The sequence below is a fragment of the Sphingomonas sp. P4_G2 genome, from assembly GCF_056401155.1.
Window position 1 is genome coordinate 76,323 of sequence record NZ_JBFUJY010000011.1, and the last position, 13,156, is coordinate 89,478.

Here is a 13,156-nt window from a genome sequence, read left to right on the forward strand (position 1 = left end):
GGGAGCGGGCGAATGTATGAATTTCGCGATCCGAACGGGCGTGGACGCGTAGCGATCATCGCCGTTCTGGTTTGGTTGGCGGCGGATTTTGCCTTTACGATCAGCAGCGGACTGATGATTGCCACGCTGAACTCGCTGGGATCGGGAACAGGGCCCGCGCCCGAAACCGCCGACGCCGTCGCGGGTATCACCAGCATCGCCATGCTGGTGGCAATGCTGATCTCGATCGTCTTCGTTTCCCGCTGGATCATGCGCGTCAACGCAAATGCGCATTCGCTGTCCGATTCGATGACCATCACGCCCGGATGGAATGTCGGCTGGTTCTTCGTCCCGGTGGCGACCCTGTGGAAGCCGTTCCAGGGGCTGCGCGAAGCATGGCAAGCGAGCGTCAGTCCTCATGATCCAGGGTCGGTCCCGGTACCGGCATTGATGCGCTGGTGGTGGGGATTGTGGCTGGCGACCAGCATCATCGGCAACATTTCCTTCCGGCTCTCGCTCAACGCCAATGACGTCGGGACGCTGATTGCAGCGAGTTGGTTGGACGTGGCATCGTTCTTCGTCGACGTACCGCTGACCGTCGCATTGATCATGATGATCCGCCGCTTCAACGAGCTCCAGAAGCACGGGCCGGGCTACGCCGAAACCTTCGCCTGACTGACAGCACGCGCCGTCGCAGGATTAGCGATTCGTTAACCATGTTCGCGCACATCGATGCGCGTGAAGCGCCTCGTTCCCTTGCTCGGCTTTGTCCTGTCGGGTTGCCTGTTTGGCGGAGGGGGCAATGACCGTTTGCCGCCGCCGCCGCACCGTCCGGCCGGTTCGCCGCCGATCACGCTCAACTTGCCGACCAGCCGCGAAACGCAGCAATGTTATGCCGATCTGTCGCGCGAGGAAGTGCGCTATTCGCCGCTGCCCGACCGCGATTATGGCGGCGGGTGCACCGTCATCGGCACGGTGCAGCTGATCGATATCGGCGTTCCGGTCACCGGGTTGAAGGCAATGCGCTGCGGCCTCGCCGAGGAATTCATCGGCTGGACGCGCAACGCGGTCGCGCCCGCAGCCTTTCAGATACTGGGCAGCCGGCTGGTCAAGATCGAGACGTTCGGCACCTATGCCTGCCGCAATACGATCGGTGCTCCGACCGAGCGACTGTCGGGCCATGCGCTGGCGAACGCGGTCGACGTCTCGGCGTTCATGCTGGCGGATGGGCGTCGCATCTCGATCGAGGGTGACTGGCGATCGGACAATGACGACGTGCGGCACTTTCTCGAGGTGATCCATACCTCGGCCTGCAAGCGGTTCGGGACGGTACTCAGCCCGGATTATAATTCCGCGCACCATAACCACCTCCATCTGGAGGACGACCACAAAAGCTTCTGCCGCTGACGCTATAGCCCTCTCCCGTTTACGGGAGAGGGTTGGGCGAGGGTCTTCTTTCTTCTTCCAAGCGGCTGGTGCCAAAAAGAAGAAAGAAGACCCTCACCCTCCCACCGCCTTCGGCGGCGGGCCCCTCCCTCTCCCGCAAGCGGGAGAGGGCTAGAAGCGCCGCCGCGGAAGAACATCCCCTTCAATCCGTCACAACTTTGCTCTAACGCGCTGGGATGACTGATACCCGAGTACCGTCGCGCGTCTTTCCGCGCGCGAAACAGGAAGCCGACCGCGCCAAGGGCGGCGTTTCTACCCCGCAGACCCAGGATCCGGCCTATCGGCTTGCTTTCCAGGACATGGACTTCCTGCTCCGCGAGGATCTGCGTCCGGTCCGCTTCCAGCTGGAATTGCTCAAGCCGGAATTGGTGATCGACGAAGCGGGGATTGCCTCAACCTTCGTGATGTATGGATCGGCGCGCATCCCGGCGCCCGACAAAGCGCAAGCCTTGCTGGAGGCGGCGACCGATGGCGCCTCGCGCAAGATCGCCGAACGGCTGGTCGCCAAGTCCAAATATTACGAGGTCGCGCGCGAACTCGGTCGGCTGGCATCGAGCTTCCCGGTTGATACCGACGGGCGCCGCCACTTCGTCGTCTGTTCGGGCGGCGGTCCGTCGATCATGGAAGCGGCCAATCGCGGCGCGTGCGATGTCGGCGCCGAATCGATCGGGCTCAACATCGTGCTTCCCCACGAACAGGCGCCGAACCCGTACGTAACACCGCGGCTCAGCCTGCAATTCCACTATTTCGCGCTGCGCAAGATGCACTTCCTGCTTCACGCGCGCGCGCTCGCTGCGTTTCCGGGCGGTTTTGGCACGTTCGACGAATTGTTCGAACTGCTGACCTTGATCCAGACCGGCAAGATCCAACCGATCCCGGTGCTGCTCTACGGCAGGGAATTCTGGCAGCGCGTGGTCAATTTCGAGGCTTTGGTCGAAGAAGGCGTGGTCAGCGCCAAGGACCTCGACATCTTCACCTATTGCGAGACGGCGGAAGAGGGCTGGGAGTGCGTCCAGCGCTTCTACCAGAACCGTTCGCTGGATGCCGGTCTCGCCGAAGCGGAGCAGCACGCCGCGGAAGAGATCGCCGCACAGGCCGACACGTCGCGGTAATCTCTAAAATCCTCCCGCTATCGGGGAGGGTAATCGCATATGGAGCGGGAGGGTATAATCAACGGCCCGAACCGTCATGCCGGCTTCGTGCCGGCATCCACCAAGCCTGTTGGCGCGAAGCTTGAGCATCGAGCCCTCAGCCTGCCTCCCGGTGGACCCCGGCACAAGGCCGGGGTGACGTAGGGTAAAATGGCTTAAAGTCCCTCAGGCGCGGTATTTGCTGGCCAGTCGCGGCAATGGGACGAAGAGCGCACCGCTCCCCTCCTGACCAAACATCTCATAGGCGATTGCCCTGCCGGAAATGGGGAGGAATTAATCTTGAAGCTTACTTCTTGGCAGCCGGCGCGGCGGTGTTGCCCGCGGCAGGCGCCGCGGCATTGCCCGTAGCCGGCGCCGCGCTGTTACCCTCGGCTGCCTTGGCATCCTTGCCCGCCGGGGCAGCGGCCGGTGCAGCCGGCAGCGGCAGGTTCGAGCCCTGCTGGTTGAGGTACAGGATCACGTCGGCACGATCCTTGGGGTTCGACAGGCCGGCGAAGGTCATCTTGGTACCCGGCGCAAACTTACGCGGGCTGGTCAGCCAGGCGTTGAGCGAATCGAAATCCCACTTGCCGCCCTTGGCCTTCAGCGCATCGGAGAAAGCGAAGCCGCCCTTGCCCTGGGCTACCGCTTCGCCGACCGTGGCGTAGAGATTCGGACCGATGCCGTTGGCGCCGCCCTGGTTGACCGTGTGGCACGCCGCGCACTTCTTGAAGACCTCGGCGCCCTTGGCGGCATCGGCGGTCGGGAGCAGAGACGCGATCGGCACTTCGGCCGCGGCGCCGCTGTCGCCGCCTTCGTCCACGGCCTCAACCGGATAGCCTTCCTTCTTGGGTTCGCCGCTGTGGAACATCATCCCGCCAACGATCGTGGCGCCAAGCGCGACAAAGCACCCTGCGAGGGTCCAGCCAGCGATCGTGTTGGTCTTGTCGGACATGATTTTTCGCGTACGCCCCTGAATTGAGTAGCAGCCCTTTAGTAAGCGTATTCGCAGGGGGCAAGGTGGCTGTTGTTTGGCGACCTGCGGTCGCGAGCGGCACCAGCCCACTCCCCCACCCGACCGCCCAATCAGGATATGCTATGGGTGGTCGGGTGGGGGAGTGGGCTGGTGCCGTACACGCGCGTGAGCGCGTCAAACAAAGCTCGGGTTGCTACAGATGATGCCCGCCTCTAATCGCCGCCGCCATGGAGAACTTCGCCGCCCCCGCCCAGCCCATCGTTGCCGCGATGACCGAAGCCGCTGCCCGCGAGCCCGAGCGCGCGGTGGCGTTCCAGGGCGCGCCGGGCGCCAACAGCCATGTCGCGGTCGAAGAGACGTTTCCCGACGGACTGCCGCTACCCTGCTTCAGCTTCGACGACGCGATCGATGCGGTGAAGGAAGGGCGCGCCGATTGCGCAGTCATTCCGATCGAAAATTCGCTCCATGGCCGCGTCGCCGACATCCATTTCCTGCTGCCCGAATCGGGGCTGGTGATCACCGGCGAGCATTTCCTGCCGATCCGCTACGCCTTGATGGGCGTCGGCCCGCTCGACGGCGTCAAGGAAGCGATGAGCCATCCCCAGGCGCTGGGCCAATGCCGCCATTGGCTGAAGGCGCACGGCATCACCCCGATCGCCTATCCCGACACCGCCGGTGCCGCCGCCTTGGTCGCCGAAATCAACGATCCCAAGGTCGCCGCGCTCGCGCCGCCGCCCGCGGCCAAGATCTACGGGTTGGAGACGCTGGCGAGCGACATCGCCGATGCCGAGCATAATACCACGCGCTTCGTGACCCTGGCGCGGGGCAGCCGTCCGCTGACGGGTGAGGGGCCGTTCATGACGACGATCATCTTCGAGGTGAAGAACGTCCCCGCCGCGCTCTACAAGGCGATGGGCGGGTTCGCGACTAACGGCGTCAACATGACCAAGCTCGAAAGCTATCAGCGCGGCGGCAGCTTTGCCGCGACCGACTTCTTCGCCGATGTCGAGGGCCGGCCGGGGGATGAGAATCTGGATCGCGCGTTGGAAGAACTGGGCTTCCACTCAAAATGGATGCGGGTGCTGGGCAGCTATCCGCAGGCGCGGAAACGGGGATGACCCCGCGCGTCCTGATCATCGCCGGATCCGATTCGGGCGGCGGCGCCGGGATCCAGGCCGATATCAAGACGGTGACGATGCTCGGCGGCCACGCCATGACCGCGATCACCGCGATCACCGCGCAGAATACGCTCGGTGTCCAGGCGGTGTTGCTGGTGCCGACCGACATGGTGATCGCGCAGATCAACTCGGTGGTCACCGACATCGGCGTCGACGCGGTGAAGATCGGGATGATCGGCTCGGCTGCGACCGCGCATGCGGTAGCGGATGTGCTCGAGCATTTGTCGGTGCCGATCGTGTTCGATCCGGTGATGGTCGCGACCAGTGGGTCGGTCCTGGCGGACGACGAGACGATCGCTGCCTTCGAGCGATTGATGCGTGTTTCCGAGGTAACGACGCCCAATCTTCCGGAGCTGAAAGCGCTGTCCGGCATGCCCGTCGACGACAGCGAGGCGGTCTATGCGGCGGCGCAGACGATCGCCGTTCGGCACCGTTGCGCAGTGCTGGCCAAGGGCGGGCACGGTCGTGGTCGAGAGATCGTCGATCGCCTTGTCTATGTCGACCCGATGGACGGGCGGCCGACGGAATGGCGCAGCGAGCGCATCGACAGCAACGCTACTCATGGCACCGGGTGCACCTTGGCATCGGCGATCGCGACGATGCTGGCGGCGGGGCATTCGCTTGAAACCGCGATCGAACGCGCCCGCCAATTCGTCAGGCTCGCGATCAAGGGAGCGCCGCAACTCGGTGATGGTCACGGCCCGATGGGCCATCAAGCGGTTCGGCTCGATGTTTCGATCGGCCCGGGTGCTTGCCTCAATCAGGTGACGATTGCGGCAACCGACTATGCCGAGACCTGCTCATTCTACGAGCGATTGGGGTTGCGGCAGATCGTCGGCACTGACGATGCGCATTATGCCCGTTTCGAAGCGCCGGGCGGGATGACCTTGTCGATCGAAACCGGTGCGCAGCCGACCGTATTTCTCGAAGTCGACGATCTCGACGGAACAGTCGAATGGCTGCAAAAAGACGGCATCGTGTTCGACCGGTTGCCAACTGATCAGCCCTGGCTTTGGCGTGAAGCGCGCCTGACCGATCCGTCGGGTAATGCCCTATGCCTGTACCAAGCCGGCGAGAACCGGCGCTATCCGCCTTGGCGGCTTAGCTGATGCCCGGCCTCAAACACGAAAAGCTCTGCCTCGCCCCGGTCGCGGGGGTCGACGAAGCCGGCCGCGGGCCGCTCGCGGGACCGGTGGTGGCTGCGGCAGTGATCCTGCCGGCCAAGGGTATCCCGCGCGGGCTCGACGATTCGAAAAAGCTGAGCGCCACCGAGCGTGCGCGCCTGCACGGGCGGCTGATGGACTGCGCGATGGTCGGCATCGGCATTTGCGAGGCCGAAGAGATCGACACGCTCAATATCTATTGGGCGACGATGAAGGCGATGACGCTCGCGGTGGAAGCATTGGGCTGCCCGCCCGGACACGTACTGGTCGACGGCAATCGCCTGCCGCGCTGGACATATCAGGCGAGCGCGATCGTCGGTGGCGACGGGATCAGCATGTCAATCGCCGCCGCGTCGATCGTCGCCAAGCACACCCGCGACACGATCATGATCGCCCATGCCGAATCATATCCGCATTACGGCTGGCACTCGAACAAGGGCTATGGCGCGCCCGAACATCTGCGCGCGTTGCGCGAGCACGGGCCGTGTCCGCTGCATCGCCGGAGCTTCGCACCGGTCGCCCAAGCGGTTCTGCCGTTTTAAGAGTCTTTTGTGCCACACCCCATAAATTGGGGCTGTGGATAACTTCGGACTCAATATCCGGTAAGGGTCGTAAAATGTTCCGCTCGCTTAACCATTTGCTAACCCAAGTCGTTAACTAAACTTCGCTTGACCGGAGTCCGCGCGCTCGGTTTTCGTGCGCGTGTCATTGCGGGGAGTGGTTGCCGATGGGGGTCATCGAGAAGGTCAGTGCGCGTATCGCGCCGTCGGTGCTCGTGCCGGGCGAACTCCCGCTCGACCGCATCGTCATGGGCGATTGCATCGAGACGATGCGCGCGCTGCCGGCCAAGTCGGTCGACCTGATCTTCGCCGATCCGCCCTACAACCTTCAGCTCGGCGGTGACCTGTCGCGTCCCGACGGCAGCCATGTCGATGCGGTGACCGACGACTGGGACAAGTTCGACAGCCTGGCGATCTATGACCGCTTCACTCGCGAATGGCTGGGCGAGGCGAAACGCATCCTCAAGGATAACGGCACGATCTGGGTGATCGGCAGCTATCACAACATCTTCAAGGTCGGGTCGGCGATCCAGGATCTGGGCTATTGGATCCTTAACGACATCGTCTGGCGCAAGGCCAATCCGATGCCCAATTTCAAGGGCACGCGCTTCACCAACGCGCACGAGACGCTGATCTGGGCATCGACCGGCGAGGGCGCGAAATACACGTTCAACTATCGCAGCATGAAGACGCTCAACGACGAGCTGCAGATGCGCTCGGACTGGGAATTCCCGATCTGCGGCGGTCCGGAGCGGCTCAAGAAGAACGGCGTCAAGGTTCACCCGACCCAGAAGCCCGAGGCGTTGCTCTACCGCATCCTGCTCGCCTGCTCGAAGCCAGGCGATGTCGTGCTCGATCCGTTCTTCGGCACCGGCACCACTGGAGCGGTCGCCAAGCGGCTCGGCCGGCACTGGATCGGGATCGAGCGCGAGCCGGTCTATATCGAGGCGGCAGAGGAACGCATCGCCGCCGCCTTGCCGCTCGACGAATCGGCGCTGACGACGATGCAAAGCCCCAAGGCGGCGCCGCGCGTCGCCTTCGGTGCGCTGATCGAGAACGGCATGCTGGCGCCGGGCACAATGCTGACCGACACCAAGCGGCGCTGGAAAGCGACCGTCGGCGCCGACGGTTCGCTCAAGAGCGATTGCGGTCAGGCCGGGTCGATCCACAAGCTGGGTGCGACCTTGCAGAACGCGCCGGCCTGCAACGGCTGGACTTTCTGGCATTATGAGGCGGTGGACGGGTTGAAGCCGATCGACGCGCTGCGCCAGAATTACCTGCTCGCGACGCAGCCTTAAGGCCCAATTCCGGAAATGCGTCACCCGGGCTTGTCCCGGGGTCCACTGTGCAGCAAACCCGGGACGCGGGGTTCTCGCCGCACGGTGGATGCCGGGACGAGCCCGGCATGACGAAGGAGAGCTGATGCCCGCGCCACTCCACCTCCGCCCCGTCCAGTTCGTAGACACCCCGATCGGCCGCGACGGCGAGGTCGCGCGGCTGGCCGGCGGAATGCAGTGGTTCGCCGCCTATGAAGTGATCGAGGGCGATACCAAGCGGACCGTGTCGATCGCCGAATTCGGCCGCACTTTGTGCGTCAGCGACGAACGCGCCGCCGAACTCCACGCGACGATGACCCGGCCCCGCCCACCGCTGACGCTTGGCGAGCGCATCCTGCGTTTCGATCAGCCGGCGGTCGCCGGCATCCTCAACGTCACGCCCGACAGCTTTTCCGATGGCGGCGAGCAGGACGATCCGGTCGCCGCCGGCGTGGCAATGGCCGCGGCCGGCGCGGCGCTGATCGATGTCGGCGGCGAATCGACCCGACCCGGCGCCGAGCTCGTCTGGGAAGAGGATGAGAAGAAACGCGTCGAGCCGGTCGTGCGCGGGCTGGTGCGCGCGGGGACGCTGGTTTCGGTCGACACGCGCAAGGCGATGGTGATGGAGGCCGCGCTCGCCGCCGGCGCGAGCATCGTCAACGACGTCGCGGCGCTGTTATGGGATGATCGCGCGCTGGACGTGGTGGCAAAGGCAGGCTGCCCCGTCATCCTCATGCACTCGCCCGATCCCGCCAAAGGGCCGCATGGCGGCAGCGGCTATGGCAACGCGCTGATCGAGGTTTATGACTGGCTAGAGGCGCGGATCGCGGCAGTCGTCGCGGGCGGAGTCGATCGCGCCAAGATCATCGTCGATCCCGGCATCGGCTTCGGCAAGTCGCTCCAGGACAATCTCTCGCTGCTCAACGGACTCGCCATGTTCCATGGCTTCGGCTGCCCGATCATGCTCGGCGCCAGCCGCAAGCGGATGATCGGCGCGTTGTCGAACGAAGCACCCGCCGACGAACGCCTAGGCGGCTCGATCACGCTCGCGCTCAAAGGGGCGGAAGCCGGCGTTCAATTGCTCCGCGTCCATGACGTGCCGGAGACGGTGCAGGCGCTGAAAGTCTGGCGCGGCCTGCGCGATCAGGCGCTGGTCGGCGGCTGACCGGATATTGCCGTTGCGACGCGCGTTGCAGACGGCAAGCTAGCGGTCGCCAAAAGGAACGGACGCCATGGACATCAAGCGCAGCGGGTCGCAGCCATCGGGCAAGGGCCCGACGGACTGGTTCACCGGCACGGTCAGGATCGACCCGCTAATCACGGCGCCAGATCCCGCGCGCATCGCCAGTGCCAGCGTGACGTTCGAGCCCGGCGCGCGCACCGCCTGGCACACCCATCCCCTCGGCCAGACACTGATTGTCACTTCCGGCCTTGGTTGGGTCCAGCGCGACGGCGGTCCGGTGGAGGAAATCCGTCCCGGTGACGTGATCTGGTTCGAGCCCGGCGAGAAGCATTGGCACGGCGCGACGCCGACCAATGCGATGACGCATATCGCGATCCAGGAGCGGCTCGACGGCAAGGCGGTCGACTGGCTGGAGAAGGTCACCGACGAGCAATACCGCCGCGATTGAATCGCACTCGATTGGTCGCTGGCCACTCACGGCGCCCGCTGCTAGCCTTTGCCGGTCGAAAAGGACCCGCGAGTGGCATATCGGTAAGCCCGCTCCCTTGCATCTCACCCCGGGATGCACGCTCCGTTTCCGCCATTCGTGGCGGAACCCCCGGCAGGACGCGCGACAGCGCGGGGCCTGCGCGTGGGGACAGTCCGCCGCCGGCCTGTGAGCGAAGGAGCAAGCAAGATGCCGATCATCGTCAGCGACCAGGGAGTCGTTACCCAGATCAATGTCTTCACGGTCAAGCCGGGCGGACAGGATGCCATGATCGCACAACTCGAACGTGGCGTAGCCATTGCGCGCCAAGAGCCGGGCTGGTTGTCTGCCAGCCTGCACCGCAGCCTCGATGGGACTCGGGTGGTCAATTATGCGCAAAGCACCGATCTCGCCGCAGCGGAAGCGATCATCGCTCGGTTGCGCGACGCCGGCATGATCGCGCGTAACGCTGGGGTCGGCACCGCGCATCCTGGCCTCTATGAAGTAGTGCGCGTGTTCGAACTCTAGGTTTCGCGCATATCACGACCGGGCCGCTTGACTTCGAGCGTCACAACGCCACGTGATGCGGACGATAACGGGGGCCCGGTCGCATGCGTCACCAGTTTGTCCGTCGCTTCGTCGCGCTGGCAGCGGCGCTTTCCGTCAGCCTGTCGCTGGCGAGTTCGGCAATTGGACAGGCGACCGGTTCCTATGTCGCACCCCAGCACACCACCGGCTGGCCGGGCCTTGGTACCGGCGACGATCAGGGGGCGGCGGAAGCGTCGCTCGAGCTTGGCCCTGAACTCGAGCGCGACCGGTCACCGATCTGGATGTTGGCCGACCAGCGCCGGCTCGACAAGGCGCTCGCCGCGCTCCAGCCGCAGAAGAAAGGCGTGGTCGATGCCTATGTGGTGGTGGTCGGGCTCGACAGCGATCCGATCTTCGGGCGCGAAGCGCGCGAGGCGGGCAGGGTGCTGTCGCGCCGCTACAATGCGGTCGGACACACGATCGTGCTTGCCGGCACCGACGGGTCCGGCCCGAGCGACTTGCCCAACGGCACGCCCCGGGCGTTCGCGCTGACGCTAGCGCGGATCGCCGAACTGATGGACCGCAAAGAGGACGTGCTGGTCCTCTACACCGCCGGGCACGGCGCGCCGGTCGGGCTGGCCTATCATGACGGTGACGAGGGATTCGGCATCATTTCGCCCGCGCGGATGGCGCGAATGTTCGAAGAGCTTGGGATCAGGAACCGCCTGTTGATCCTGTCGGCCTGTTATTCGGGCGTGTTCGTGCCGGCGATGGCCAGCGAGACGACGGCGCTGTTAACCGCAGCCTCGGCTGACCGCACCTCGTTCGGGTGTTCGGCCGACCGCGACTGGACCTTTTTCGGCGATGCGATGATCAACCATGCGCTGCGCCAGCCGGTGCCGCTCGCCAAGGCCGGCGAGGACGCGCGCGCGCTGATAGCGCAATGGGAGAAACAGGGCCACGTCACCCCGTCGCAGCCGCAAATCTCGATCGGCAGCGGTGTCGGCAAATGGCTGGCCCCGCTCGAAGCCCGCATGCCCAAGACCGCGACGGCAATGGTCGGCCGCCCGGCAATCTCGATTCTCAACGATCTGGAACAGTGACGTTCGGATCGCGCATCTCTGCTTGTACTTCGGCCACCAGTTCCTTGCGACTGAGCTTGCCGACCAATGTCTTGGGCAAGGCGAGCCGCACGACCACCTGATCGACGCGTTCGTGATGGCCGAGTTGAGGATTGAGCCACGCCTTGATCTCGTCGCCGGCCGCCGTGGCGCCGTCGTTGAGCGTCACGTAAGCGCGTGGCTGCTCGCCGCGATAGGTGTCGGGGACGCCGATCACGAGCGCCTCCTTCACCGCGGGATGGCGATAGAGCACGGCTTCGATCTGGCTCGGAAAGACCTTGAACCCGCTGACCGCGATCATGTCCTTCAACCGGTCGACGACATGGATGAAGCCGTCCGCGTCGATCGTGCCGACATCGCCGGTGCGCAGCCAGGCTCCCCCTTCGTCGGGAACGAACACCCCGGCATCGGCGTCGGGCCGGTTCCAATAGCCCTTCATGATCTGCGGCCCGCGCACCAGGATTTCGCCGGGTTGCCCGTCGGGGGCGGGACGCGATGCATCCTCTTTATCGGCCAGCCGCACCTCGGTCGCCGGGATCGGTTGGCCGATCGTGCCCAATTTGCCTTCGGCCTCATAGGGGTTGCACGATACGACGCCCGAACTCTCCGACAGGCCATAGCCCTCGATCACGCGCGCGCCCGTCGCGGCTTCGAACTTCGCCTTGACCTCGGCCGGGAGCGGGGCGCCGCCCGAGATGCAATATTTGAGGCTGGAGAGATCGGCCGACGCCAGCTTGGGATGGTCGAGCAGTGCCTGGTACATGGTCGGCACGCCGGGCAGCGCGGTCGCCTTGGTCCGCTCGATTGCCGCCAGCACCTGCGCGCCATCGAAGCGCGGCAGCAGCACGATCATGCCGCCATTGGCGACGGTGCGGTTCATCACACAGGTATTGGCGAAGACGTGGAACAGCGGCAGCACGCCGATGATCCGATCCTCCTCGCCGGGATGCGGATCCAGCCCCTCGACCTGGCGGGCATTGGCCGACAGATTCTGGTGGGTCAGCATCGCGCCTTTAGGCGTGCCGGTGGTGCCGCCGGTATATTGGATCAGCGCGAGCTGGGTGGCGGGGTCGATCGCCGGGAAATCGTTGACACCGTCATTGGCGATCAGCGCGGAAAAGGCGGTGATGCGGGCGTCGTCGGGCCGCTTCGTCACTTCCCTGCCGCGGAACAGGCGATAGAAAAGCGACTTGGTTGCGGGCAGGGCGCCCGCCACCGAACCCACCACCAGCCGTTCGAGCCCGCTCTGGTCGAGCACCTTGAGCGCGGTCGGCAGCAGCGCGCTCGCCGAGAGCGTGAAGAGCAGCCTGGTCCCCGAATCCTCGACCTGATGCGCCAGTTCGTCAGCCGTGTAGAGCGGCGAGAAATTGACGACGGTCGCACCCAGCTTGAGCACGCCGTAATAAGCGGCGAGGTAATGCGGAACGTTTGGCAGGAACAAGCCGATCCGGTCGCCCGGCCCATAGCCCATCCGCGCCAGTCCGGTGGCGACGCGCGCCGCGCCACCCACCACTTCGGCATAGGAATAACGGCGACCGAGGAAGTCGAGCAACGGCCGCTCGGGATAGGTTCGCGCAGTGGCCTCGAACATGTCGACCAGCGACAGAGGCGGAAAATCAGTCGCCCACGGCGTGGGGTGACGATAGGCGCTGCCGCGCCATAGGCTCTCCGCGTCTTGTCTCATTGACATTGATGTAAGCGCGCCGCCGGTGCTGCGGCAAGCGGACTTAGCGACTGACCGCGTTTCCGCTGGTCCAGGTCAGCAGGAACTTGACCGCGACCACGCCCAGATCGACTGCCGCCTGGATACGGTGCGGTGTCGGATCGCCGTCACGATGCGTCAGGATCTCGATATCGGCGGTCGGATGGCGCACAACCGCGACCAGCACGAGCAATGCCCCTAACGCGACCATCGCCTTACGCTTACGCATACCCCGCGCCTCCAGCCGCTTCCTATAAAGCCCCGGAGGGCGAGCGACAAGCCAAAGCGGCGGCCATCCGTCGCGATTTCGCAGCCGAAACGGTGTTGGAGTCTGTTTCAGCTTTGCTGAAACGGTTGCGGTGCCGGCCCGCTCCCCCACCCGACCTCCCAATCAGGGCATTCTATGGG

General features: G+C 64.9%; 14 protein-coding genes. 11 read left to right on the plus strand and 3 right to left on the minus strand.

Annotation, left to right across the window (positions count from 1 at the left end; genetic code table 11):
- Positions 1-12 precede the first annotated feature (12 nt).
- The 3 genes from AC1DRD_RS21225 to AC1DRD_RS21235 all read left to right on the plus strand — a co-directional run bounded on the left by AC1DRD_RS21225 (position 13) and on the right by AC1DRD_RS21235 (position 2,537).
- On the plus strand, positions 13-654 hold the full coding sequence (locus AC1DRD_RS21225) for a DUF4328 domain-containing protein (RefSeq protein WP_478029850.1): 642 nt from the start codon (positions 13-15) through the stop codon (positions 652-654).
- A gap of 57 nt (positions 655-711) precedes the next feature.
- Complete coding sequence (locus AC1DRD_RS21230) at positions 712-1,386, plus strand: extensin family protein (protein ID WP_478029851.1); 675 nt, start codon at positions 712-714, stop codon at positions 1,384-1,386.
- A 215-nt stretch (positions 1,387-1,601) separates the two neighbouring features.
- Entirely contained in the window at positions 1,602-2,537 is a 936-nt protein-coding gene (locus AC1DRD_RS21235; RefSeq protein ID WP_478029852.1) for an LOG family protein, read from the plus strand.
- Between the two features lie 325 nt (positions 2,538-2,862).
- Here the strand turns inward: AC1DRD_RS21235 and AC1DRD_RS21240 are convergent, their stop codons facing one another.
- Positions 2,863-3,510, minus strand: a complete 648-nt coding sequence (locus AC1DRD_RS21240) for a c-type cytochrome (RefSeq protein WP_478029853.1) — start codon at positions 3,508-3,510, stop codon at positions 2,863-2,865.
- A 248-nt stretch (positions 3,511-3,758) separates the two neighbouring features.
- Here AC1DRD_RS21240 and AC1DRD_RS21245 point away from each other — a divergent pair, with 248 nt between their 5' ends.
- The 8 genes from AC1DRD_RS21245 to AC1DRD_RS21280 all read left to right on the plus strand — a co-directional run bounded on the left by AC1DRD_RS21245 (position 3,759) and on the right by AC1DRD_RS21280 (position 11,028).
- A complete protein-coding gene (locus AC1DRD_RS21245; RefSeq protein ID WP_478029854.1) occupies positions 3,759-4,649 on the plus strand; it encodes a prephenate dehydratase in 891 nt (296 codons plus the stop codon).
- The gene (thiD, locus tag AC1DRD_RS21250) at positions 4,646-5,818 is read left to right on the plus strand and encodes a bifunctional hydroxymethylpyrimidine kinase/phosphomethylpyrimidine kinase (protein ID WP_478042935.1); all 1,173 of its coding nucleotides are present in this window, start codon (positions 4,646-4,648) and stop codon (positions 5,816-5,818) included. Before AC1DRD_RS21245 ends, thiD begins: the two co-directional genes overlap by 4 nt.
- Positions 5,818-6,414 (plus strand): ribonuclease HII, encoded by a 597-nt coding sequence (locus tag AC1DRD_RS21255; protein WP_478029856.1) that lies wholly within the window; start codon positions 5,818-5,820, stop codon positions 6,412-6,414. The genes thiD and AC1DRD_RS21255 overlap by 1 nt, the downstream gene beginning before the upstream one ends.
- Positions 6,415-6,599: 185 nt before the next feature.
- Positions 6,600-7,730 carry a DNA methyltransferase gene (locus tag AC1DRD_RS21260; RefSeq protein WP_478029857.1) on the plus strand — a complete coding sequence of 377 codons (1,131 nt, stop codon included), beginning with the start codon at positions 6,600-6,602 and terminating at the stop codon, positions 7,728-7,730.
- A gap of 124 nt (positions 7,731-7,854) precedes the next feature.
- Positions 7,855-8,913: a dihydropteroate synthase gene (gene folP / locus AC1DRD_RS21265; RefSeq protein ID WP_478029858.1), complete on the plus strand. Its 1,059-nt coding sequence runs from the start codon at positions 7,855-7,857 to the stop codon at positions 8,911-8,913.
- A gap of 67 nt (positions 8,914-8,980) precedes the next feature.
- Positions 8,981-9,379, plus strand: a complete 399-nt coding sequence (locus AC1DRD_RS21270) for a (R)-mandelonitrile lyase (protein WP_478029859.1) — start codon at positions 8,981-8,983, stop codon at positions 9,377-9,379.
- Positions 9,380-9,607: 228 nt separating this feature from the next.
- A complete protein-coding gene (locus AC1DRD_RS21275; protein WP_478029860.1) occupies positions 9,608-9,925 on the plus strand; it encodes an antibiotic biosynthesis monooxygenase family protein in 318 nt (105 codons plus the stop codon).
- A gap of 83 nt (positions 9,926-10,008) precedes the next feature.
- Entirely contained in the window at positions 10,009-11,028 is a 1,020-nt protein-coding gene (locus tag AC1DRD_RS21280; protein ID WP_478029861.1) for a C13 family peptidase, read from the plus strand.
- On the opposite strand, the gene AC1DRD_RS21285 is transcribed toward AC1DRD_RS21280, so the two are convergent.
- Positions 11,009-12,730, minus strand: coding sequence for a long-chain-fatty-acid--CoA ligase (locus AC1DRD_RS21285; RefSeq protein ID WP_478029862.1), 1,722 nt, complete (start codon positions 12,728-12,730; stop codon positions 11,009-11,011). The genes AC1DRD_RS21280 and AC1DRD_RS21285 overlap by 20 nt on opposite strands.
- Positions 12,731-12,773: 43 nt before the next feature.
- Positions 12,774-12,977, minus strand: a complete 204-nt coding sequence (locus AC1DRD_RS21290; protein ID WP_478029863.1) for a hypothetical protein — start codon at positions 12,975-12,977, stop codon at positions 12,774-12,776.
- Positions 12,978-13,156: the final 179 nt, after the last annotated feature.